General features: G+C 68.9%; 22 protein-coding genes and 1 pseudogene. 14 read left to right on the forward strand and 9 right to left on the reverse strand.

Features of this window, described 5'->3' with window-relative positions; all coding sequences use genetic code 11:
• Positions 1-53 precede the first annotated feature (53 nt).
• From B9D87_RS20435 to B9D87_RS20465, 7 genes are read left to right on the forward strand one after another with little or no spacing between them, the layout of a single operon-like run.
• Entirely contained in the window at positions 54-1211 is a 1158-nt protein-coding gene (locus tag B9D87_RS20435; RefSeq protein ID WP_040629597.1) for a virulence factor Mce family protein, read from the forward strand.
• Positions 1205-2755 carry a virulence factor Mce family protein gene (locus tag B9D87_RS20440; RefSeq protein WP_007769189.1) on the forward strand — a complete coding sequence of 517 codons (1551 nt, stop codon included), beginning with the start codon at positions 1205-1207 and terminating at the stop codon, positions 2753-2755. The genes B9D87_RS20435 and B9D87_RS20440 overlap by 7 nt, the downstream gene beginning before the upstream one ends.
• Entirely contained in the window at positions 2725-3507 is a 783-nt protein-coding gene (locus B9D87_RS20445; RefSeq protein ID WP_007769188.1) for an Rv1363c family protein, read from the forward strand. Before B9D87_RS20440 ends, B9D87_RS20445 begins: the two co-directional genes overlap by 31 nt.
• Positions 3504-4475 (forward strand): RDD family protein, encoded by a 972-nt coding sequence (locus B9D87_RS20450; RefSeq protein ID WP_007769187.1) that lies wholly within the window; start codon positions 3504-3506, stop codon positions 4473-4475. Before B9D87_RS20445 ends, B9D87_RS20450 begins: the two co-directional genes overlap by 4 nt.
• Entirely contained in the window at positions 4472-5032 is a 561-nt protein-coding gene (locus B9D87_RS20455) for an Rv1363c family protein (RefSeq protein WP_007769186.1), read from the forward strand. The genes B9D87_RS20450 and B9D87_RS20455 overlap by 4 nt, the downstream gene beginning before the upstream one ends.
• Complete coding sequence (locus tag B9D87_RS20460; protein ID WP_040629448.1) at positions 4999-5742, forward strand: hypothetical protein; 744 nt, start codon at positions 4999-5001, stop codon at positions 5740-5742. The genes B9D87_RS20455 and B9D87_RS20460 overlap by 34 nt, the downstream gene beginning before the upstream one ends.
• 37 nt (positions 5743-5779) lie before the next feature.
• Positions 5780-6481 carry a YoaK family protein gene (locus tag B9D87_RS20465; protein WP_007769184.1) on the forward strand — a complete coding sequence of 234 codons (702 nt, stop codon included), beginning with the start codon at positions 5780-5782 and terminating at the stop codon, positions 6479-6481.
• On the opposite strand, the gene B9D87_RS20470 is transcribed toward B9D87_RS20465, so the two are convergent.
• The 4 genes from B9D87_RS20470 to B9D87_RS20485 all read right to left on the reverse strand — a co-directional run bounded on the left by B9D87_RS20470 (position 6474) and on the right by B9D87_RS20485 (position 10775).
• The gene (locus tag B9D87_RS20470; RefSeq protein WP_174320885.1) at positions 6474-7577 is read right to left on the reverse strand and encodes a phosphodiester glycosidase family protein; all 1104 of its coding nucleotides are present in this window, start codon (positions 7575-7577) and stop codon (positions 6474-6476) included. The two genes, B9D87_RS20465 and B9D87_RS20470, sit on opposite strands and share 8 nt — an antisense overlap.
• Before the next feature lie 83 nt (positions 7578-7660).
• A complete protein-coding gene (locus B9D87_RS20475) occupies positions 7661-9094 on the reverse strand; it encodes a YhgE/Pip domain-containing protein (RefSeq protein WP_007769182.1) in 1434 nt (477 codons plus the stop codon).
• A 51-nt stretch (positions 9095-9145) separates the two neighbouring features.
• Positions 9146-9871 carry a pirin family protein gene (locus B9D87_RS20480; protein WP_007769181.1) on the reverse strand — a complete coding sequence of 242 codons (726 nt, stop codon included), beginning with the start codon at positions 9869-9871 and terminating at the stop codon, positions 9146-9148.
• A 25-nt stretch (positions 9872-9896) separates the two neighbouring features.
• Positions 9897-10775: a helix-turn-helix domain-containing protein gene (locus B9D87_RS20485; RefSeq protein ID WP_007769180.1), complete on the reverse strand. Its 879-nt coding sequence runs from the start codon at positions 10773-10775 to the stop codon at positions 9897-9899.
• Positions 10776-10849: 74 nt separating this feature from the next.
• Between B9D87_RS20485 and B9D87_RS20490 the strand changes: the two genes are divergently transcribed.
• A complete protein-coding gene (locus B9D87_RS20490; protein ID WP_080598490.1) occupies positions 10850-11983 on the forward strand; it encodes an NAD(P)H-dependent amine dehydrogenase family protein in 1134 nt (377 codons plus the stop codon).
• Positions 11984-11997: 14 nt separating this feature from the next.
• Here B9D87_RS20490 and B9D87_RS20495 read toward each other — a convergent pair whose 3' ends face one another.
• Both B9D87_RS20495 and B9D87_RS20500 read right to left on the reverse strand, forming a co-directional pair.
• Positions 11998-13407 (reverse strand): alpha/beta hydrolase domain-containing protein, encoded by a 1410-nt coding sequence (locus B9D87_RS20495; RefSeq protein WP_007769176.1) that lies wholly within the window; start codon positions 13405-13407, stop codon positions 11998-12000.
• A gap of 13 nt (positions 13408-13420) precedes the next feature.
• A pseudogene (locus B9D87_RS20500) lies at positions 13421-14555 on the reverse strand (sigma-70 family RNA polymerase sigma factor).
• Between B9D87_RS20500 and B9D87_RS20505 the strand changes: the two are divergent.
• The 4 genes from B9D87_RS20505 (at position 14548) to B9D87_RS20520 (ending at position 18862) form a co-directional block, all read left to right on the forward strand.
• Positions 14548-15342, forward strand: coding sequence for an alpha/beta hydrolase (locus B9D87_RS20505; RefSeq protein WP_234010047.1), 795 nt, complete (start codon positions 14548-14550; stop codon positions 15340-15342). The pseudogene B9D87_RS20500 and the gene B9D87_RS20505 sit on opposite strands and share 8 nt — an antisense overlap.
• Before the next feature lie 141 nt (positions 15343-15483).
• Entirely contained in the window at positions 15484-16233 is a 750-nt protein-coding gene (locus B9D87_RS20510; RefSeq protein ID WP_007769164.1) for a DUF2786 domain-containing protein, read from the forward strand.
• On the forward strand, positions 16230-16742 hold the full coding sequence (locus B9D87_RS20515) for a TIGR04338 family metallohydrolase (protein WP_040629444.1): 513 nt from the start codon (positions 16230-16232) through the stop codon (positions 16740-16742). The genes B9D87_RS20510 and B9D87_RS20515 overlap by 4 nt, the downstream gene beginning before the upstream one ends.
• Entirely contained in the window at positions 16739-18862 is a 2124-nt protein-coding gene (locus B9D87_RS20520) for a beta-glucosidase (RefSeq protein ID WP_174320871.1), read from the forward strand. The genes B9D87_RS20515 and B9D87_RS20520 overlap by 4 nt, the downstream gene beginning before the upstream one ends.
• A 42-nt stretch (positions 18863-18904) precedes the next feature.
• Here B9D87_RS20520 and mymT read toward each other — a convergent pair whose 3' ends face one another.
• On the reverse strand, positions 18905-19051 hold the full coding sequence (gene mymT / locus B9D87_RS20525; protein WP_040629595.1) for a copper-binding metallothionein MymT: 147 nt from the start codon (positions 19049-19051) through the stop codon (positions 18905-18907).
• A gap of 132 nt (positions 19052-19183) precedes the next feature.
• Between mymT and B9D87_RS20530 the strand changes: the two genes are divergently transcribed.
• On the forward strand, positions 19184-19837 hold the full coding sequence (locus B9D87_RS20530; protein ID WP_007769156.1) for an O-methyltransferase: 654 nt from the start codon (positions 19184-19186) through the stop codon (positions 19835-19837).
• Between the two features lie 3 nt (positions 19838-19840).
• Here the strand turns inward: B9D87_RS20530 and B9D87_RS20535 are convergent, their stop codons facing one another.
• Positions 19841-20824 carry a nitronate monooxygenase gene (locus B9D87_RS20535; RefSeq protein ID WP_007769153.1) on the reverse strand — a complete coding sequence of 328 codons (984 nt, stop codon included), beginning with the start codon at positions 20822-20824 and terminating at the stop codon, positions 19841-19843.
• A gap of 161 nt (positions 20825-20985) precedes the next feature.
• Between B9D87_RS20535 and B9D87_RS20540 the strand changes: the two genes are divergently transcribed.
• Complete coding sequence (locus tag B9D87_RS20540) at positions 20986-21426, forward strand: SPW repeat protein (RefSeq protein ID WP_044483380.1); 441 nt, start codon at positions 20986-20988, stop codon at positions 21424-21426.
• A gap of 69 nt (positions 21427-21495) precedes the next feature.
• Here the strand turns inward: B9D87_RS20540 and ilvD are convergent, their stop codons facing one another.
• Complete coding sequence (gene ilvD / locus B9D87_RS20545; RefSeq protein WP_007769146.1) at positions 21496-23208, reverse strand: dihydroxy-acid dehydratase; 1713 nt, start codon at positions 23206-23208, stop codon at positions 21496-21498.
• Positions 23209-23262: the final 54 nt, after the last annotated feature.

Raw genomic sequence — 23262 nt, forward strand, 5'->3', positions numbered from 1 at the left:
GAGGCGCGACGAGCGCGTTTCGCGCGAGGAGCAAGCCGAACCGTCGGCTCGTTATCGCGCACCGGATCCGCCATCGGACCTGGCAAGGGCTGGTGCTGTTGGTCGCCGCCACGGTGCTGAGCTCGTGTGGCTGGAAGGGCATCTCCAACGTCGCGATTCCGGGTGGGCCCGGCAGCGGCTCGGGGGCCATGACCATCTATGTGCAGGTGCCCGACACCCTGGCGATCAACGGCAACAGCAAGGTGATGGTCGCCGACGTGTTCGTCGGCTCGATCAAGGCCATCCAGCTGAAGAACTGGATCGCCACGCTGACGCTGGGCGTGGACAAGCACACCAAGCTGCCCAAGAACGCCATCGCCAAGATCGGCCAGACCTCGCTGCTGGGATCCCAGCACGTGGAACTCGCCGCGCCGCCGAACCCGTCGCCGGAGATGCTCAAGGACGGCGACACCATTCCGCTGAAGAACTCGTCGGCGTATCCGACCACCGAGCAGACTTTGGCCAGCCTGTCGCTGATACTGCGCGGCGGCGGCATCCCGAACCTCGAGGTGCTGCAGAACGAGGTCTACAACATCTTCAACGGCCGCGGTGACCAGATCCGGTCGCTGCTCGGCAAGCTGGACACCTTCACCAACCAGCTCAACCAGCAGCGCGATGACATCACCCACGCCATCGACTCCACCAACCGGTTGCTGACCTACGTGGGCGGCCGGGCCGACGTCCTGGACCGAGTGCTCACCGACATCCCGCCGCTGATCAAGCATTTCGCCGACACCAAGAACTTGCTGATCAACGCCGTCGACTCGGTGGGACGCCTCAGCCAGTCGGCCGACCAGTACCTGTCGGAGGCGCGCGGTCCGCTGCACACCGACCTGCAGGCGCTGCAGTGCCCGCTGAAGGAGCTCGGCCGGGCCTCGCCGTACCTGATCGGCGCGCTCAAGCTGATCCTCACCCAGCCGTTCGACATCGACACGGTCCCGAAGATCTTCCGCGGCGACTACATCAACATCTCGCTGACGCTCGACCTGACCTACAGCGCCGTCGACAACGCGTTCCTCACCGGGACCGGTTTGTCGGGAGCCCTGCGGGCGCTCGAGCAGTCGTTCGGGCGCGATCCGGAGACGATGATCCCGGACGTGCGCTACACGCCGAACCCGAATGACGCGCCGGGTGGACCGCTGGTGGAAAGGGCGGACAGAAGCCAATGCTGACTCCCTTCATTCGACGCCAGCTGATCGCCTTCGGGGTCCTGACCGTCATCTCGCTGCTGGTGCTCGGGATCTACTACCTGCAGATCCCGAGCCTGGTGGGCATCGGCCGCTACACCCTGAAGGCCGACCTGCCCGCCTCGGGCGGCCTGTACCCGACGGCGAACGTCACCTATCGCGGCATCACCATCGGCAAGGTGACCGACGTCGAGCCCACCGAGCACGGCGCCCAGGCGACGATGAGCATCGACAGCCACTACAAGATCCCGATCGACGCCACGGCCAACGTGCACTCCGTCTCGGCCGTCGGTGAGCAGTACCTGGACCTGACGTCGAGCGGGAACCCCGGCAAGTACCTGGCCGACGGGCAGACCATCACCAAGGGCACCGTGCCCGCCGAGATCGGGCCCGCCCTGGACACGGCGAACCGCGGGCTGTCGGTGCTGCCGAAGGAGAAGATCGGCCAGCTCCTCGACGAGACGGCGCAATCCGTCGGCGGGCTGGGCCCCAACCTGCAGCGGTTGGTCGACGCGACGCAGGCGATCGTCGGCGACTTCAAGAACCAGATGACCGACGTCAACGACATCATCCAGAATTCCGGGCCGGTGCTGGACAGCCAGGCCAAGTCGAGTGACAACATTGAGCGCTGGGCACGCAACCTGAACAGGCTGGGCGCCCAGTCCGCGCAGGAGGATCAACACCTGAAAAGCCTGCTGCGCCAGGCGGCGCCGACGGCCGACCAGGTCAACTCGGTCTTCAGCGACGTCCGGGATTCGCTGCCGCAGACGCTGGCCAACCTCGAGGTCGTCTTCGACCTGCTCAAGCGCTACCACACCGGCGTCGAGCAGGTCCTGGTGTTCCTCCCGCAGGGCGCGTCGATCGCCCAGACGGTGGCCGCGCCGTTCCCGAACATGGCCGCGCTCGACCTGGCGCTGTCGATCAACCAGCCGCCACCGTGTCTGACCGGGTTCATCCCGGCCCCGGAGTGGCGTTCGCCCGCCGACACCAGCATGCAGCCGTTGCCCACGGGCACGTACTGCAAGATCCCGATGGACACCCCGGCGAACAGCGTGCGCGGGTCGCGCAACATCCCGTGCACGGACATTCCGGGCAAGCGGGCCGCGACTCCGCGGGAATGCCGCGACCCCAAGCCGTATGTGCCGGCGGGTACCAACCCCTGGTACGGCGACCCCAACCAGACCCTGACCTGCCCCGCGCCGTCCGCGCGCTGTGACCAGCCGGTGAAGCCGGGCATGGTGATCCCGGCGCCGTCGGTGGACAACGGGCTCAACCCGGCACCCTCGGACCGCGTCGCGGGCACACCCCCGCCCACCAGCGATCCGTTGTCGCGGCCGGGGTCGGGTACCGTGCAGTGCAATGGCCAGCAGCCCAACCCCTGTGTCTACAAACCCAGCGGGCCTCCCTCGGCGATCTACAGTCCCCAAAGCGGTGAACTGGTAGGGCCAGACGGAGTTAAATACTCCGTCGAGAACTCGACCAGAACAGGAGACGATGGATGGAAGGAGATGCTGGCACCAGCCGGCTGAACCCCATCGACACGGACGATTCGTTGGCGACGCAGGACAAGAACGAGGATACGGCGGCACCCGAGAACGGAGCCGGGCAAACCGGTCCGCAGGACGACGCCGAGGACGCGGTGCAATCCCCGGACGGCGCCGCCGGCGCGGGCGAGTCCGAGTCCGGTGACACCCCCGAGTCCGATGGCACCCCCGAGGACGATGCGGAATCCGGCGCGGCTGAGGCGGAAGCCGCCGAGCCCGCGGTGGCGACGCCGCGAGGCCCGTCGCGGGTGGGGCGCGGTTGGCTGGCCACGATCGCCGCGATCCTGGTGCTGTGCGCCCTCGCCGTCGGCGGGGGCGGCTACCTCGCGCTGCACTACCACCACCAAAGCCAGCAGATCGCCCGCAACGACTCCGCGGCGCTGAAGGCGGCAGTGGAATGCGTCTCGGCGACCCAGGCGCCGGACACCAACGCGATGACCGCGAGCGAGCAGAAGATCATCGACTGCGGCACGGACGCCTTCCGCTCGCAGGCGCTGCTCTACACCAGCATGCTCGTGCAGGCGTATCAGGCCGCGAACATCCACGTTCAGGTGTCGGACGTGCGGGCGGCCGTCGAGCGCAACAACCCCGACGGTTCGATCGACATCCTCGTGGCGCTGCGCGTCAAGGTGGCCAGCGACCAGAACCAGAGCGAATCGGGCTACCGGCTGCGCGTGAAGATGGCCTTCGCCGAGGGGCAGTACAAGATTTCCAAGCTCGACCAGGTGACGAAGTGACGGTGGTGGTCGAACAGACTGCACCGACGGCAACCCAGGAGTCACCGCGGGAAGCCTTGGCGCCCTGGCATTCTCGAGTTGGCGCATTCGCCGTCGACACGCTGCCGGGCATCGCCGTCATCACCACGATGGCGTTGGTTTCCGTCACCGTGCCGGCGGGTGGCCTCTGGTGGTGGACATGCATTTCCGTGATCGGGGTCGTCTTTACGCTGACCTGGGTCAATCGGTTGTTGCTGCATGCGGTCACCGGGTGGAGCTTGGGACGCGGACTGCTCGGGATCGCGGTGGTGGGGCGCAGCGGCGAAGCTGTAGGCCCGTGGTGGTTGCTCTTCAGGGACTTATTGCACCTGCTCGACACCGTCTCGATCGTGGGATGGCTTTGGCCCCTGTGGGATTCACGCCGCCGCACGTTCGCCGACATGCTGGCGCGCACCGAAGTGCGCCCCCTGGAACCGGGCACGGCGCCGGCCCACATCCGGCGCTGGGCGGCGGCCGCCGTGTCGAGCGCGGTCGCGCTGTGTCTGGCCGGGGCCGCGATCAGCTTTTTCGTGGTGTACACCACGGACCGGGCGACCGATCAGACCCGCGCCCAGATCGCCACGCAGGGGCCGAAGATTGTCGCCCAGATGCTGACGTATGACCCCAAGTCGCTGCACGACGACTTCGCCCGGGCGCTGTCGCTGGCGACCGACAAATACCGCCCCCAGCTGGCCGCCCAGCAGGACCTGGTGCAAAAGGGGCACCCGGTCATCAACGAGTACTGGGTCACCAACAGCTCGATCGAATCGGCGAGCCCGCACCGGGCGACGATGCTGCTGTTCATGCAGGGCCGGCGCGGCATCGGGCCCGAGCAGCGCTACATCAGCGCCACCGTGCGGGTGAACTTCACCAACGGCGGCGGAAACACTTGGCGCGTCGACGATCTCAACGTGCTGACCAAGCCGAAGCAGCCCGGGGGAGGAAAATGAGCCCCCGGCGCAGGTTCGCCCCCGACGAACGGCCCCTGCTCGTCGCGCGCCCGGTCGAGTCCGAGGCGCAGCGGCCGTGGCTGGTGCCGTTGGCCGGCACGGTCGCCGCGCTGCTGATGGTGGCGGCGATCACGGCCTGCGCGCTGATGCTCGGGTCGCATGAATCTCGGGTGCGGACCGCGTCGAAGGACCGCGAGGTGCTCACCTACGTCACCGGGTTCATGACGCAGTTCATTTCCATCGATCCCTTTCACGCCAACGACTACGTGAACCGGATCCTGGCGCAGGCGACCGGCGACTTCGCCAAGCAATACCAGAAGAACGCCAACGAGATCCTGCTCCAGGTCGCGCGGGCCGAACCGGCCACCGGCAGCGTCCTGGGCGCGGGGCTGGAGCGATGGAACGACGACGGCAGCGTCAGCGTCATGGTGGCCACCGCGATCACCACCAAGTCGCCGGATGAGAAGCAGGTCTTGGAGAACACCAACCGTTGGGCGGCGACCGCGACGCAGGAAGGGAACCAGTGGAAGATCAGCAACCTGCAGCAGGTGATGTGACCGCCGACGAGCGCCCGGCCGCCCCCGAGGCCGAGGCGGAGGGTGACGGCGTAGGCGACGAAAAGACCGACGCGACAACCGAATCCGACACCAGCGACGCGGTCGAGCCGGACGGCGACGAGGCCGAGGCCGCCGGCGAGGACGCGGAACAGACCACCGACGCCGCGGCGGCCGCCGGTGCGGGCGAGAAGCGGCGGGCCGGCAAGGCCTGGGCCATCGTGGCCGTGATCGCCGCGCTGCTGTTCGTGGGGTCCGCCGCGTTCGCCGGCGCGATGATGCAGCCGTACCTGGCCGATCGTGCTACCGCCGCAACGAAACTGAACGTGGCGCGGACCGCGGCCAACGCGATCACCACCCTGTGGACGTACACCCCGGAAAACATGGACACCCTCGCCGACCGGGCATCCCGCTATCTCAGTGGCGATTTCGAGGCGCAGTACCGCAAATTCGTCGACGCGATCGTGGCCCCCAACAAGCAGGCCAAGATCAGCAACAGCACCGAGGTCACCGGCGCGGCGGTCGAAATGCTGGACGACCCCAACGCTACGGTCATCGTCTACACCAACACGACCTCCACCAGCCCGCTGACCAAGAACGTCCCGTCGCTGAAGTACCTGTCCTACCGGCTGTTCCTGAAGCGGTCCAGCAACCGCTGGCTGGTGACCAGGATGACGACGATCACGTCGCTGGATCTGACGCCAAAAGTTTAACGGCGGCCGCGGGCGGTACCGAAATATACTGCAGCGCATGGCTGTCACGTCACCGGTATCCGAAAGATGGACGGTAGCGGCGCTGCTGCTGTTGACCTTCGCCACCGGATTGGCCGACTCGATCAGCATCCTGGCGCTCGGCCACGTGTTCGTCGCGAACATGACCGGCAACGTGATCTTCCTCGGGTTCTGGCTGGCGCCGAGCACCACCGTCGACCTGAATGCCGTCGCGGTGGCCCTGCCGACCTTCATCTGCACCACGGTCGTCAGCGGCCGCCTGTCGCGACACTTCGGCGTGCGCACCCGAACGTGGATCACCACCGTGCTGGCGACAGAGATCACCCTGCTGGCGACGCTGGCCGTGGTGGCGGGCGCGGGACTGCTGCGCTACCAGGGGAATTCGAAGCTGATCATGATCGGCATCCTGGCGGTGACCTTCGGCTTACAGCATTCGAGCGCACGCCAGTTCGGCATCCAGGAGCTCTCCACCACGGTCCTGACGTCGACGATCGTCAGCCTCGGACTGGACAGCCGCCTGGCCGGCGGCACCGGCGAACGCCACCGGCTGCGCATCGGCGTGGTCGCCACCATGTGTGCCGGCGCCTTCCTCGGCGCGACGATGTCGAGATACGTGATCGCGCCGGTGTTCGCGGTCGCCGCGGCGGTGATAGCCACGAGCCTGCTGATCTTCCGGTGGGCACCACCGGCGACGAAAACCGAAGCGGCCGTTGCTAGTTGAATGCCAGCCAGCTGGGCAGCGCGCGCTCATGTGAATCGCAGAGCACCTGGCGGGTGTCGCACGATCCGCGCGGTGATCCCGCGCCGGCCCACATGCCCCCGGTGTCGCGGCGCAACACGATGGCCGACGAGCCGCCGCCGTCGAGCAGCACCGCGTTGTCGCTGCCCAGGCCGCGGAACAGGTCCTGCATGTTGTCCGGGGTGTAGTTGCCGCCCTCGAAGATGTACATCTCGTCCTTTTGCCTGGCGTAGGCGATGGCCGTTCTGGCCGCGCTGGGCCCGCCGTCGTGCAGCTGCCCGGTGTTGCCGGGCGCCAGCAGCCCGATGCCCGAGACCGCGACGAACTTCTCGTTCTTGTTGAGCAGGTCGGCCACCACCGGGGTGGCGGCGTCGTAGTCGCTCTTGGTCCTGGGCCACACCACATAGGGGGCGCCGCCGGACGGCAGGATCATGGTGGACAGGGCGCTCCAGCTTTCGCCGCCACCGGACAGCCCCTGCTTGCCGGGATAGGCGGCGGTCCCGGTGACCGCCTGGTTGGCGCGGCCCTGCCCCTGGGTGTTGTCGACGAAGGCGCCCAGTGGTGAGCTGCAACCGGTCTGGCGCCACGAGCCGCCCTTCTGGCCGCGGACGTCGAAGAAGTTGGCGTTGATCGCGATGGTCGGCTGGCCCATGCGCTGCCAGGCCTGCAGCGGCGCATACAGCTCCGAGGCCTGCCAGAGGCCCTCGCCGGTGCGGGCGCCCGGATTGTTTTCGCACCGCGCCTGATCGCCCCGGTGCGTGTCGACCAGCAGGTGCGGCGACAGGCGTCCCGCCGCGTTCTTGATGATCATCAGGTGGCCGCCGTTGTTCATCTCATACCAGCTGCCACCGGCGTTGAGCATCGGCGCGGGATGGCCGGGGCCGAAGTTGTAGACCAGGTAGGAACCGCGGGTGCCGCCGATGGCGTTGGCGAGCAGGTCGCGGCCGTCGGCGGCGAGGGCAAGGGGCTGCCCGGAGGTGACGGCCAGCGCGACGCAGGCAACGACGGCGGCGCAGCACGCCACCAGCCGGCGGAAGCTGGCGCGTCGGGTCAGCACGATAGCCCTTTCCGCCAGGATCTAATGCAACACCAACATCATCAGTCTCAACAGTCACACTGTCAACAACATCACGATGCGATGACGGTCGGGCTACGCGCGAATTACGCCTGCTCGCTTGAACTTTCGGGCTCGGCACCGGCGGGCTCGGCCGCCTCGGTCCCCGTGGAGTCGGTGTCGGCGGCCGGGGTCACCGCTTCCGCGTGCTTGCCGCGGCGGGCCTGGTGCTGCGCCTGATGCTCCTGGGCGATCGCCAGCTCGACCGCACCCGGAATGCGGTGAAAACCCTTGCGGTCGTAGAGGTGTGTGACGATGCCGCCGAGCAGCAATCCGACGACGAGGCCGATCGTCGTCATGGTCAGCGACTGCGTCAGGCCGGCGTCGCCGTGGCCACCGAAGTACAGCAGCGACCGGGTCCCGAGGAAGACCTGGTGCATCGGCTCGAATGCGGCCAGCCAGCGGAAGAAGGACGGCGTCGCCTCCAGCGGCACCGTGGCGCCGGCCGACGGCAGCCCGAGGATCACGAAGATGAGCAGGCTGACCAGCATTCCGGCGGTGCCCAGCACCGAGAGCAGGGAACTGGACGTGATGCCGACGGCGGCGATAGCGAACACGCCGAACGCCCACAGCTGCCAGCTGTGATCGATGGGCATGCCCAGCCCGTCGGCGATCGCCAGATACACCGCCGAGGTCAGCAGCCCGAGCAGCACCATCATGGCCCACTTCAGCAGCAGCGTCTGAAATCTCGAGATCCTGACCTGCTCGGCGAACCGATAGACCGGGCCGAATTCGGCCGGCACATAGCCGAGCAACGCGTCCACCAGCGTGCTGACCACGATGCTGCCGGTGAAGCCGGCCAGCAACAGCAAGAGCGCATAGTAGAAGGCCGACAACCCGTTGCCGGTGCCGTTGGGCAGCGGGTTGTAGACGTTCGCCTGGATATCGATGGGGGCGCTCAGGCCCACCTGGACGGCCCCGGCCAACGGTGCGCCGCCGGTCTGCGCGGCCACCTCGGCGATAACCCGTTGCCCGGCCATGCCGTTGGCGATTCCCATCGCCGTGCTGAGGGTCTGGGCGGCGATGCTCGCCCCCAGGGTGCCGGCGCGCGGATTGGTCGACACCGTGATCGACGGCCGATCCACGCGGCCGGGCAGCACCGCGCTGGAAGGAAGATCACGCAGCTTCGACGAGAAGCTCGGCGGTATCAGCACCTGGCCGTACACCCGGCCGGTGTCCAGTTGGTGCCGGGCCTCGCCGCGGGAGAGGACGCGGACGTCGAACTTGTTCTTGTCCAACCCATTGACCAGCCGATCGGCGATCTGCGCGCCGCCGGGCCCGGCGTCCTCGTTCACCACCGCGATGGGGAAATGGCGCAGGTTGGTCGTCGGGTTCAGGATGCCGCCGAGATAGAGCGCGCACAACGCCGACATCAGCGCCACGGTGATGACCAGGGGTGCCGCCCAGAACCGCACGGTGCGGATCGCCTTGATGTTCCGGTCGGGGTTGGGCGCCGCGTGCTGCGGGTGCGAGGAAGGCATGCCGACTCCTGTCTGTCGTGCCCACTCTATGGGCTCCGGCCCGCCGTGGCCTCAGTCACCCAGCTTCGCGTGCATCTCCCAGATCAGCAGTTCCGACGGCGCGCTCGCCGACACGCGCCGTCCGTCCGCGTCGGTGAACCGCACCGCATCGCCCTCGTTCACCGCGCCGATTCCTTCCACGCTGACAGCGCCCCGGGACACGAATAGGTGCAGGTAGGGAGCCCGCGGGAGGTTAACCGCGGTGCCGGCCGGCAACCGCGTTGCGTGCAGCGCGGCGTGGCGGTTGTGCAGGGTGATCGCGGCGTCATGCGCCGGCATCCCTGACGCGACCGTGACGAGATTGCCCGTCAGCAGCTTGTCGTCGATCTCGTGCTGTTGGTAGCTCGGTTGCACACCGGCCTCGTCGGGCACCACCCACATCTGGACGAAATGCACCGGCTCACTGGGAGAGTCGTTGCGCTCGGAGTGCAGGATCCCACTGCCCGCCGACATGCGTTGGGCCAGGCCCGGATAGATCACCCCGCTGTTGCCCGCGGAGTCGCGATGCGACAGTTCGCCGCGCAGCACCCAGGTCACGATCTCCATGTCGCGGTGCGGGTGGTTGTCGAATCCCGTTCCCGGGGAGACGATGTCGTCGTTGTTCACCAGCAGCAGCCCGAAATGGGTGTTGTCCGGGTCGTAGTGGTCGCCGAAGGAGAACGAGTGCCGGGAGGTCAGCCATCCGGTGCTGGTGACGGCGCGGCTGGCCGCATCCCTGATCTCCGTGGTGGCGGGCATCGCCCCAGCCTAATCTCCGGTCGCGTCAGGGCACCGCCGCGGCGAGCATGCCCTGGGCGCGCCGCAGCGCGGCGTCGAGTTCCGGCGGGGTCAGTCCGGTGGCGTGGCCCAGGTGGATCTCGATCTGGTACTCCGGCTGGCCGTCCTGCCCGAATATCGGCAGCACCACGAATTCCGTTGTGGGCAGCTCGGTTTCGAGGACATCGGTGACCGATTGCAGGGTGACCATCGTCATCAGCGTGGTGAGTTGGCGGGTGACCTGCGCCGTCGGCTCCAGCGAGGCCAGCACGTCGGCCAGCCGAGTGTGCAGCGAGGAGTGGGTATCGTCGAACCGCCATGCGCCGTAGCCGCGGGCGCGGATGTCGGCCAGTACCCGCTGGTGCTCGGCGATTTCGGCGCGGGTGAGCCTGGGAGTCACGCGGTGCAACCACGTCTCGACGAAGTCGTCGTCGCGCCAGGCCATGGCGACCAGGCCGAACGGCGGGTCGATGGGGAAGCGTTGCCCCACGGCGTGCTCACCCTCGGTGCCATGACCGACCGCGTCGACGGTGGTCAGATGCCGCGCGCCGATCCTGGACATCGAGCATCCCGCGCCCAGCGTGTCGTGCAGGAAGCGCAGCGCGTCACGCCCACGGTCCAGCAGCGGGAACTGTTCGCGCAGCCCGTGGACCACCCCGAACAACCCGCTGCCCAGCACGTAGCGGCGATCGCCGCGGCGGGCCACCCAGGCCCGTCGCTCCAGTTCGGCCAGCACCAGGGCGCAGGTCGAGGTGCTGATCGCGCAGCTCTTGGCCAACTCGGCCGAGGTCAGGCCTGGCCTCGAATTCGCCAGGGCGGCAAGGACGTCCATCACCCGCGCGGTGGGCGGTGACTTGGCGCCCGTTTCGCCTCGCGTCCCGGCCATTGACGTATCCACCGCCGCCTCCCTACGATCCGTCCAAAATGCAAGGATATGCGTCCTAATATTAGGAGATTGTCGTGTTCAAGGTGGGAGTTTGGGGGCCGGGTTCGATGGGCGTGATCGCCCTGCGCGGGGTGATCGACCATCCGGAGCTGGAGCTGGTCGACGTCGTGGTGCACAGCGACGCGAAGGCCGGCCGCGACGCCGGGGAGTTGTGCGGCATCGCGCCGGTCGGCGTGGTGGCCACCCAGGATCCGGCGGCCCTGCTGGGCGGTGAGGCCGACGCGGTGGTGTACGCGGCCGGCGCCAACCTGCGGCCGCTGGATGCCGTCGAGGACATGGTGTCGATCCTGCGGGCCGGAAAGAACGTGGTGTCGTGCTCGGTGGTGCCGCTGGTCTTCCCCGACGCGGTCGACGCCGCCTTCACCGATCCGCTGCGCAAGGCCGCGATCGACGGCGGGGTGTCCTTCTTCACCACCGGCATCGACTCCGGGTTCGCCAATGACGTTCTGCCACTGGTCCTTACGGGCGTCTCCCGGGTTATCGAATCGGTGCGGGTGACCGAGATGTTCAATTACGCGACCTACCCGGACCGCTCCGCCGTCTACGAGATCCTCGGGTTCGGTCAGCAGCCGGACTACCCGGCCTTCGCGGCACAGCCGGGGATCTTCACGTTCGGCTGGGGGCCGGTGCTGCACCAGCTTGCCGCCGGGCTGGGCGTCAAGATCGACGACATCGAGGAGAGCAACGAGCGGATCGCCGCCACCGAGTCCTTCGACACCCCCACCGGTCACATCGCGGCCGGCACCATCGCCGCGATGCGCTCGACGCTCACCGGTTACGTGGACGGGAAGCCGACTTTCGTGCTCGATCACGTGACGCGCATGCGTGACGACATCGCCCCGGACTGGCCGCAGCCGCGCATTTCCATTGCGCCGAAGGACCTCGGCTTCGGGCGGGCGTCCGGGCAGGGGTTGTACCGGGTGGAGATCGAGGGCTCGCCCAGCATGCGCTGCGAGTTCGAGATGGCCGAGGACCACGACCACGACCTGGGGGCGCGCATCGCCGGCTCGTCGCGGATGGTCAACGCCATCCCGGCGGTGTGCGCGGCCCCGCCCGGGCTGCTGTCCGCGCTGGACCTGCCGCTGATCACCGGGACCGGCCTGGTGCGTCCGGTGCCGGGCCCGCCGCCGGACAGCCGGCTGTTCTAGCCGGGCAATCGGATCTAGGACCGCTCGCCGGGATACGTCGCGGCGGCCAGCTGCAGAATCTCGGCGCGGTCGGCCGCCAGGATGAACCCGGCGCCGATCGCCGCGTCGAGGGCCTCGCCGAAGCTGTCCAGGTACTGCGCGCTGCCACCGGGGTAGAGCCGCTGAATCGTGTTGGCGTCGAACATCTCTCCGGAGCCGAAGATCGCCGACATGATGCTCTCTTGGCCGCCCAGGCCCGATGTCCTGGCGATCGGCACGTCCACCCAGGGCGTCCTGATGCCGCCGCGGGCGATGCCGTTGCCGTCCGGAACGGGTTGTGGCACAGGGTTCACCCTGACCTCCAGCGGGTCGGCGCCCGGCGCGGCCTCACCGGTGGCGACCCAGGTGTTCAGCGCCGCGAGCGCCGCCTGCACCACGTAGTGGTGCTGCGGGCCGAAATTGATGTGATGCGCCAGTTCCTGGCCCATCAACGTGTTGGTCGGCGTGTAGCCGGCCACGATGGCCTCCAGCGGTGCCGAGCCGCTGTCGATGAACGCCACCTGGATCGTGTAATTGTCGGCGTGCGCGGCCCCGGCGATCTCCCAGACGCGCAGCCGGTCGTTGTCGGGTTGCCTGGCGAAGTAGTAGCCCTCGCGCGGTCCGCCGAACACGTCGGTCTCGGTGATGACCGTGAGTAAGGGGACGCGCAGTTCCGGGCGGAACGTCACCGCCTGCGTCGCTTGGGATTCGTCGAAGATCGAGCTGCCGTCCAGCGGCGCGGCCGGGCCGAACCGGGAGTGAACCAGGAATCCGTCGTAGCGGGGGGCCAGCGGGTCGACGGCGTTGATGTAGGTGGTGAGGAACATCGCGGACTGGGATTCGCCCACCGCGATGACGCGTTGCGCGGGCAGGCCGCGCAGGATCGCGCCGTGTCCGCCGTCTGTGATGAGCGTGCCGATCTGGGAGAAGATGTCGTAGGAGAACGCGTCGCCCGGGTGGTGCAGGTCCGCATATCGTTGCGGGTCTTGGCTTTTCAGTGACATGTCCACGGCGAGCAGGCTTTCGCCGCCCTCCACCCCTACCCGCTGGGCCGACACCGCGACGTAGGCGTAACCGGAGCGCAGGATTTCGCGATGCGCCATCATCCACACCGCGGCGGCGTCGATCCCACCGCTCACGTTGAGCCATTCGACGAGCACCGTCCCGTTGAACCGGGCCGGGTCGGACGGCGTCAGCGCCACGATGCGGGTGGTGTAATCGGCCGAGCCGGTAGGGGTTACGTCCCAACGGCCGTCGGGGCCCAGCTCGCTCACCGGGGCGTAGCGGCAGGCGGTGCCGGAGACGAAGAACTCCTCGACGACGTAGCCCACGTCGGCCAGGTCGAATGCGCTCAGCGGCAGCGCCGGATTGCCGGGGACGGGGGTCACCTGGGTGCCGTCGGTCATCAACGCAACCCTCTTACCTCGTGCTCGCGGACAGCGATCCGGGCAGCCCGAACTTCGCGAACAAGCTGTCGTCGAGAAACGCCACCACGTGGGATACCTTGCCGCCCCGCACATCCAGCACGTGCAGCTGAAAGGGCACGTGCACGTCGCCGGCGCGCATGTACATGGCCGCGGCCGGCTGGCCGTTGGCGATGAGCGGCAGCATGCGCATGTCGCCGCTGCCCTCCGCCGGGCACTGCTGATGAATCAGCGTGACGATGGCCCCCGCGCCCTGATACCAGCCGGTGTAGGGCGGCATCTCCCAGATCGCCTCGGCGGTGAACAGGTCGACCAGCCGATCGATGTCATAGGTTTCGAACGCGGCGATGTAGCGCGCCAGCAGGTCCTGGGCCTCGGCCGAATCCGGCTGCACCAGTGGGTCTTCGGAGCTGGGCCCGGCGGCCTCGAGCTGGGATCGGGCCCGCTGCAGCAGGCTGTTGACGGCGGTGGTGGTGGTGCCGACCGCGTCGGCCACCTCGGCGGAGCGCCATCCCAACACGTCGCGCAGCAGCAGCACCGCCCGCTGTCGGGGCGGGAGGTATTGCAGCGCAGCGACAAACGCCAACCGCACCGACTCCCGCGACCCGACGACGACGGACGGGTCGGCCGGATGCTCGGACAGCTCAGGCAGCGGTTCCAGCCACGGCACCTCGCGCCGCTCGACCAGCTCGGCGGTCGGGTCCGAGCTCGGACCGCCCAGGCCCACCGGCAAGGGCCTGCGCTGGCGGCCCTCCAGCGCGGTCAGGCAGGTGTTGGTGGCGATGCGATGCAGCCAGGTCCGCATCGAGGATTTGCCCTCGAAACGGTCGTAGGCCTTCCAGGCCCGCAGCAGGGTCTCCTGGACGAGATCCTCCGCGTCGTGCAGGGAGCCGGTCATCCGGTAGCAGTGCGCCAGCAGTTCGCGCCGATACGGTTCGGCGTGCGCGGAGAAGTCCGTGCCGGCCGCCGGGTCACCTTCAGAGTTCTGCGCGAGAAGGCTCATCCGCATGAGCCTACGCAGTGTCTGGGAGCCCGTCGCGCATCAGCAGCCATTACGCTGCCCTCAATGACTAGGACCTCCGAGTGAACCGCACCGAACGCAGTTTCGACGGGTTCGGCGGCGTGCGCATCGTGTACGACGTCTGGACACCCGACACAGCGCCGCGGGCGGTCCTGGTGCTGTCACACGGTCTCGGGGAGTATGCCCGCCGCTACGACCACGTCGCGAAGCGGTTCGGCGAGGCGGGCCTGGTCACGTATGCGCTCGATCATCGCGGGCACGGCCGCTCCGGCGGTAAGCGGGTGCTGGTGCGCGACATCCACGAGTACACCGCGGACTTCGACACCCTGGTCGGCATCGCCACCCGGGAACACCACGGCCTCAAGTGCATCGTGCTGGGGCACAGCATGGGTGGCGGCATCGTCTTCGCCTACGGCGTCGAACGTCCGGACAACTACGACCTGATGGTGCTGTCGGGGCCCGCGGTGGCGGCGCAGGATCAGGTTTCGCCACTGCTGGCGCTGGCCGCCAAGGTGCTCGGTGCCGTCGTGCCCGGGCTGCCGGCGCAAGAACTCGACGTCGACGCCATCTCCCGGGACCCCGCGGTGGTGGCCGCCTACAAAGACGATCCGCTGGTGTACCACGGCAAGGTGCCGGCCGGGATCGGCCGCGCCTTGCTGCAGGTCGGCGAGACCATGCCGCGGCGGGCGCCGGCCCTGACGGCGCCGCTGCTGGTGGTGCACGGGGAGCAGGACCGGCTGATCTCCGTCGCCGGCAGCCGCCGCCTCGTCGAGTGTGTGGGCTCTACCGACGTCGAGTTGAAGGTGTACCCGGGGCTCTACCACGAGGTTTTCAACGAGCCCGAGCGCGAGCAGGTGCTCGACGACGTGGTCTCCTGGATCACCGCTCGGCTGTGAGGCGGGGCGTGTCGGATCGCTTGAGTAGTTTGGCGGCATGACTCGCGCCGACGACGATGCAGAGCGAAGCGATGAGGAGGAGTGGCGCCATGACTCGCGCCGACGACGATGCAGAGCGAAGCGATGAGGAGGAGTGGCGCCTTGAGTGACGACAAGATGCTGGCGCGCATCGCCGCACTGCTGCGTCAGGCCGAGGGCACCGACAACACCCACGAGGCCGACGCCTTCATGTCCGCCGCGCAGCGGCTCGCCACGGCCGCGTCCATCGACCTCGCGGTGGCGCGGTCGCATTCCGCCCAGCGGTCGGCGGCGCAGACGCCGACGCAGCGCACCATCACCATCGGGGCGGCGGGCAGCAAGGGGTTGCGCACGTACGTGCAGCTGTTCGTGCTGATCGCCGCGGCCAACGACGTGCGCTGCGACGTGGCCTCGAATTCGACGTTCGTGTACGCCTACGGATTCGTCGAGGACATCGACGCCAGCCACGCGTTGTACGCCAGCCTGGTGGTCCAGATGGTCCGCGCGTCGGACGCCTACCTCGCCTCGGGCGCGCATCGTCCCACGCCGACGATCACCGCCCGGCTCAACTTTCAGCTCGCGTTCGGCGCGCGTGTCGGTCAACGGCTGACCGAGGCCCGCGACCAGGCCCGGCAGGAGGCCACCAACGACCGCCGCCGATCGCCGGGCACCGCTATCGCGTTGCGGGACAAGGAGATCGAGCTGGTGGACTATTACCGCGGTGCCTCGAAGGCGCGCGGCACGTGGCAGGCCAGCCGGGCGTCGGCCGGATATTCGTCGGCGGCGCGGCGCGCCGGAGACCGGGCCGGCAAGCGGGCGCGGCTGGGCAACAGCCCAGAACTCCCCGGGGCGCGGAGCGCGCTGAGCGGGTGACCGCGGGGAACTCCCCACGCCGGGATTCTCAACGCTCCAAGGTGTATGCGGCCGAGGAGTTCGTCCGGACGCTGTTCGACCGCGCCGCCCAGCACGGCTCGCAGATGGTGGAGTTCTTCGGCACCCAGCTGACGCTGCCGCCCGAGGGGCGATTCGGCTCGGTGGCCGCCGCGCAGCGCTACGTGGACGACGTGCTGGCCCTCCCGGCGGTGCGGCAACGCTGGCCGGGTGTTTCGCCGCTGCGGGTGCGCGGCCGGCGCGCCGCCAGCGCCGCGCACTACGAAAACCACGACGGCACAGGCATTATCGCGGTTCCCGATCGGGACACCGCCGACTGGGCGCTGCGCGAGCTGGTGGTGCTGCACGAAGTGGCGCATCATTTGTGCGAGGCCGAGCCGCCGCACGGCCCCGAGTTCGTTGCGACGATCTGTGAGCTGACGGAGCTGGTGATGGGACCGGAACTGGGGCACGTGCTGCGCGTGGTCTACGCCAAAGAGGGCGTCCGGTGAACTCCGCCGACCCCGACGCAAGGGCGCGTGAGGTCGAAGCCCGGTTGACCGATGACGAGCGGTTCGCGTTGCTGGTCTCGGTGATGGGCGCCGGTGACATGTGGCCGGTGCGCGACGAGCGCATCCCCCCTGACGCGCCGATGAGCGCGGGATACGCGCCGGGGGTACCCCGTCTCGGTGTGCCCGCGTTGTTGATGAGCGACGCCGGCCTGGGCGTCACCAATCCCGGCTTCCGCGCCGGCGACACGGCCACCGCGCTGCCCGCGGGCCTGGCGCTGGCCGCCAGCTTCAATCCGTCGCTGGCCCGGGCCGCGGGCGAGGTGATCGGCCGCGAGGCGCGCAGCCGCGGCTTCAACGTGCAGCTCGCCGGTGCGATGAACCTGGCCCGCGACCCGCGCAACGGCCGCAATTTCGAGTACCTTTCCGAGGATCCGCTGTTGACCGCCACGATGGCCGCCGAGTCGGTGGAGGGCATCCAGGGCCAGGGCGTCATCTCGACGGTCAAGCACTACTCGCTGAACTGCAACGAAACCAACCGGCACTTCCTGGACGCGGTCATCGATTCCGACGCGCACCGCGAATCCGACCTGCTGGCCTTCGAATTGGCGATCGAGCGCGCCCGGCCCGGGGCCGTGATGACCGCCTACAACAAGGTCAACGGCGACTACGCCGCCGCGAACGCCGTCCTGATCAACGACGTGCTGAAAGGCGCGTGGGGGTACCGCGGCTGGGTGATGTCGGATTGGGGCGGCACGCCGAGCTGGCAGTGCGCCCTGGCCGGCCTCGATCAGGAATGCGGAGCGCAGATCGACGCGCTGCTGTGGCAGGCCGAGTCCTTCGGGGCGCCGCTGCGCGACGCGTACGCCGACGGCAGGCTGCCCAAGGAACGCGTTTCGGACATGGTGCGCCGGATCCTGCGATCCATGTTCGCCGTCGGCGTCGACCGCGTCGACGCGGCGCCGGCACCGGACCTCGCCTCGCACAACGAGATTGCGCTGGACGTAGCGCGGCAGGGAACGGTGTTGTTGACCAACCGGGGCCTGTTGCCGCTGGCGGCCGGGTCGGGCACCCGCATCGCCGTCATCGGCGGCTACGCGCACGTGGGTGTGCCGGCCGGATACGGTTCGAGCACGGTCGTTCCCCCGGGCGGTTACGCCGGCGTGGTGCCGATCGGCGGTTCGGGCCTGGAGGCCGGGATGCGCAACCTGTACCTGCTGCCGTCGAGTCCGCTGCAGGAGCTGCGAAAACTGCTGCCGCGGGCCCAGATCGAGTTCGATCCCGGCGTCAGCACGGCCGAGGCGGTGCGGGCGGCCCGCGCGGCCGACGTCGCGATCGTGGTCGCGGTCCGCGCGGAGGGCGAGGGTTTCGACCTCGCCGACCTCTCGCTGCCGTGGGGCCAGGACGAGCTGATCGCGGCGGTCGCGGCCGCCAACCCCAACACCGTGGTGGTGCTGCAGACCGGCAACCCGGTATCGATGCCATGGCGCGGGTCGGTGAATGCCGTTGTGCAGGCGTGGTTTCCGGGTCAGGCCGGCGGCCGGGCCATCGCGGAGATCCTCACCGGGGCGGTGAATCCCTCGGGCCGGCTGCCGATCACCTTCCCCGTCGACCTCGCCCAGACGCCGCGCCCGCAGCTCCCCGGCGCGGGCGAGCCGTGGGGGACACCGACCACGATCGACTACGTCGAGGGAGCCGACGTCGGCTATCGCTGGTTCGCCCGACACCGTCATGACCCGATGTTCGCCTTCGGTCATGGGTTGTCCTACACCAGGTTTGACTACCGCGACCTTCAGGTCAACGGCGGTGAAACCATCAGCGCCAGTTTCAATGTCGTCAACGTCGGCGACCGGGCCGGGGCCGATGTACCGCAGGTGTACCTGACGGCGGCCGCCGGTGAGCCGTGTTTACGGCTGCTGGGATTCGAGCGGGTGGATCTCGCTCCGGGTGCGACTCGCCGGGTGACCGTCGAGGCGGACCCGCGACTGCTGGCCGGCTATGACGGCGGCGCTCAGCGTTGGCGGATCCGCCCGGGTGCCTATGCGGCCGCGGTGGGCGCGTCGGCGATCGCGTTGCGGCTGGAAGCCGCGGTCGAGCTGACCGGTCGTACGTTCGGGCGATAAGTCACGCGGACCTACGCCCGAACGCACGGCCGGCCCGGCGGGTTACTTGACGGGGGTCAGCGCGTCGCCGCACGTGCAGCGGTACGGCTCACCCGAACCCGAGCAGTGGCAGGGGACCTCGATGCGGACGCGGCAGCCGCAGCCTTCGTGGCCACAGGTCAGCTCGGTTCCGGCCTCGTAAGTTGTCATGTAATTCACCCTTTTCCTGTTGTGGTGATTCGCGCGGTGCGGGTCGACCGCACCCTCACTATATACCCCCCATGGGTATACCGTAAACAGTCGCGGCGGGTCCGATACCGACCAGGTCGTAGCGTGGGCCTCATGACCGAGAACCCAACCCCCAAAGACGTCGACGCATTCTTGGACCACACCGTGGTGGACGACGACCCGTCGCTGAGCGCGGCCCTGGCGGCCAGCGACGCGGCCGGACTGCCGGCGATCGCGGTGTCGGTGCAGCAAGGAAAGTTCCTGAGCCTGCTCGCCGGCGCCATCGGCGCGCGCAGCATCCTCGAGCTCGGCACGTTGGGCGGTTTCAGCACCATCTGGCTGGCGCGCGGCGCCGGCTCCCAAGGACGAGTCGTGACGCTGGAATACGAGCCCAAGCACGCCGAGGTGGCGCGGACCAACCTGCAGCGGGCGGGCCTCGCCGACCGGGTGCAGGTGGTCGTCGGCGCCGCACTGGAGACGCTGCCGACGGTGACCGGTCCGTTCGATCTCATCTTCATCGACGCCGATAAGGAGAACTACCCCGCGTACCTGGAGTGGGCGGTGCGACTGGCCCGCCCCGGCGCGGTGATCGTGGCGGACAACGTGATTCGCGAGGGGCAGATCCTCGACCCGGGATCCAATGCCCAAGCGCAGGCGGTGCGTAAAACGCTGCAGGCGATGGGCGAGCACCCGCGGCTGGACACCGCGGTGCTGCAGACGGTGGGCGCCAAGCGGTGGGACGGCTTCGCGTTCGCGGTGGTGCGGTAGGCCTCAGCGGGGTGCGAGGTCGGCGACGGCCCGCTCGGCGGACGTGAGTTCGCCTATCCGCAAGGCGGTTTCGCCGGCATACAGGGCCGCGCTGTCCAACCAGGAGTCGGGCACGCCGGCCACCGGCGCCAGCGGTGTGAAGAACGGGAGCGCGGGCGACTGCAGGCGCATCAGCGGTCCCGCGTCGAAGTAACCCAGCACCGACAGCGGGCGGCTGGCCGCGTTGAGGACCGCGGGCAGCGCCTTGGCCTTGCCGTCCGCGCCGCACCACCGGCGGGTGGCCGCGTTGGGCACCACACGGTGGCGCAGCGGCCAGCTCAGGCCGAACAGGTTGGTTTCGATGGTCTTGTCCGCCCGCAGGATTCGCTGCTGGTAAGCCCGATTCGCGTTGGCCTCGTGGGTCAGCAGGAATCTCGTGCCCGCGACGACACCGCTCGCGCCGGCGTCCAGCGCCGCGCGCGTGTCGGCGGCGGTGGCGATGCCACCGGCCACGAACACCGGACGGCCGCCGGCCGCGGCGAGGGCGCGCGGCAAGAAGTCCAGCGCCGCCATGATTCCCACCAGATGCCCGCCCGCCTCGCGTCCCTGGGCGATCAAAGCGTCGGCGCCCGCGGCGATCGCGGCACGCGCCTGCGTGTCGGTGCCCACCATCACGAAGACGAAGATCCCGGCATCGCGCAGGTGCTCGACGAGGCCGCGCTTTTCGCCGAACGCCAGCACGACGGCCTCCACCCGCGCGTCGACGCAGACCGCGACGTGCCGGCGATGAACGAAGGGCATCAACAGGTTTACCGCGACCGCCCGGTCCGGCGCGTGCGCGCGCACCCGCTCGATCGACGTTCGTAGCCGCTGGGGTGTGTCGATGCCCAGCGTGCCCAGGCCGCCCGCCCGGGCGACCGCGCCTGCCAATTCCGCGCCCGCCAGCCCGCCGCCCATGCCGGCCTGCCCGACCGGAACGTCCAGCCGCAGCCGGTCCGCGATATCCATGGCCTAAGACGTTACGCGCGTTGTCCATCCGGCCACGCCGGGCAGCGCCGCCGGGCTGCCGTTTTCGTTGCTGGCCAGCCGCGTGCGGGCGTAATCTTGACGACAGATGGATGGGTGCGACAACGCTCAAAAGGCTTGCCGCATAACAGAAAGGTCACAAAATGAGTACAGTCCATTCATCAATCGATCACCACCCCGATTTGTTGGCTCTACGTGCGCGTTACGAGCGCGTGGCGGAGTCGATGAGCGCGCATGTCACGTTCGGCCTGGCCCTGCTGACGGGCCTGTACGTGGCCGCATCGCCGTGGATCGTCGGATTCAATGCCACGGCATCGCTTGCCACGTCCGACCTGATCGTCGGGATCGCGGCGGCGTTCCTGGCTTACGGGTTCGCGACGACGCTGGATCGCGCGCACGGCATGACCTGGACGCTGCCGGTGCTGGGCGTGTGGGTCATCGTCTCGACGTGGATCCTGCCGGGCGTCGTGATGACCGCCGGCATGACCTGGTCGAATGTCGTGGCGGGTGCGTTGTTGGCGTTCCTGGGCTTCAACGCGACCTACTTCGGCATGCGCACCCGCGCGACGGGTACCCACGCCTGATCGCGAACTAGGTTAGGTCGCAAGGCGGTTCGCCCGCCCCGGGCCGATCAGCAAGGCCCGGGACGGTGATCAACCGCAGACTGCGCCGATGGCGGCGGAGCTGACCAGCTTCACGTACTTGGCCAGCACGCCCGTCTTGTAGCGCGGCTCCGGCGGAGTGAAATCCTTTCGCCGAGACTCGAATTCGGCCGGATCGGCCAGGACGTCGAGCACATGGTTGGCCACGTCCAGGCGGATCCGGTCGCCGTCGCGCAGGAACGCGATCGGACCGGCGTCGACCGCCTCGGGCGCGATGTGGCCGACGCACAGGCCGGTGGTCCCGCCAGAGAATCGGCCGTCCGTCAGCAGCAGCACGTCTTTGCCCAGGCCGGCGCCCTTGATGGCCCCGGTGATGGCCAGCATTTCGCGCATGCCGGGGCCACCTTTGGGTCCTTCGTAGCGGATCACCACCGCGTCGCCCTTGGTGATGGTGCCGTCCTCCAACGCGTCGAGCGCGGCCCGCTCCCCGTTGAAAACCCTTGCGGTGCCCTCGAACACATCGGAGTCGAAGCCCGCCGACTTGACCACCGCGCCCTCGGGCGCCAGCGATCCGCGCAGGATGGTGATGCCGCCGGTCGGGTGAATGGGATTGCTCAGGGCGCGCAGCACCTTGCCGTCCGGGTCGGGCGGGGCGATCTCCGCGAGGTTCTCGGCCACCGTCGCACCGGTCACCGTCAGGCAGTCGCCGCGCAGCAGCCCGGCATCCAGCAGCGCCTTCATCACCACCGGCACCCCGCCGATGTGGTCGACGTGGGACATCACGTGGCGGCCGAACGGCTTGACGTCGGCCAGGTGCGGGACCTTCGACCCGATCCGGCTGAAGTCGTCGAGCGACAGGGCGACGTCGGCCTCGTGGGCGATGGCCAGCAGGTGCAGCACCGCGTTGGTCGAGCCTCCGAACGCCATCACCACCGCGATCGCGTTCTCGAACGCCTCCTTGGTGAGGATGTCGCGCGCCGTGATGCCGCGGCGCAGCAGTTCGACGACGGCCGCACCGCTGCGCCGCGCGAACCCGTCGCGGCGGCGGTCGGTCGCCGGCGGCGCCGCGCTGCCCGGCAGCGACATCCCGAGCGCCTCGGCGGCGCTGGCCATCGTGTTGGCGGTGTACATGCCGCCGCACGCGCCCTCGCCGGGACAGATCGCGCGCTCGATGGCGTCGACGTCCTCGCGGGGCATCAGGCCGCGGGCGCAGGCGCCCACCGCCTCGAACGCGTCGATGATGGTGACCTCGCGCTCGCTGCCGTCGGACAGCTTGGCGACCCCGGGCAGGATCGAGCCGGCATACAGGAACACCGAGGCCAGGTTCAGCCGGGCGGCGGCCATCAGCATCCCGGGCAGCGACTTGTCGCAGCCGGCCAGCAGCACCGAGCCGTCCAGGCGTTCGGCCTGCATCACCGTCTCGACGCTGTCGGCGATCACCTCGCGCGACACCAGCGAGAAGTGCATCCCCTCGTGGCCCATCGAGATGCCGTCGGACACCGAGATGGTGCCGAACTCCAGCGGGTAACCGCCGGCCGAGAACACGCCCTCCTTGACCGCCTTGGCGAGCCGGTCCAGCGAGAGGTTGCACGGGGTGATCTCGTTCCACGACGACGCGACGCCGATCTGCGGCTTGGCGAAGTCGTCGTCACCCATGCCTACGGCCCGCAGCATGCCCCTGGCGGCGGCTTTCTCCAGGCCGTCGGTGACGTCACGACTACGCGGCTTGATGTCGGCACCTGCGGCCGGATCGGTGGTGGGCATTGTTCAAGTATGCGCTGGCCAGTCCCGATGCCCATTTCCGGGGTGATACCCCGA

The sequence above is a fragment of the Mycobacterium colombiense CECT 3035 genome, assembly GCF_002105755.1.
Taxonomy (GTDB): domain Bacteria; phylum Actinomycetota; class Actinomycetes; order Mycobacteriales; family Mycobacteriaceae; genus Mycobacterium; species Mycobacterium colombiense.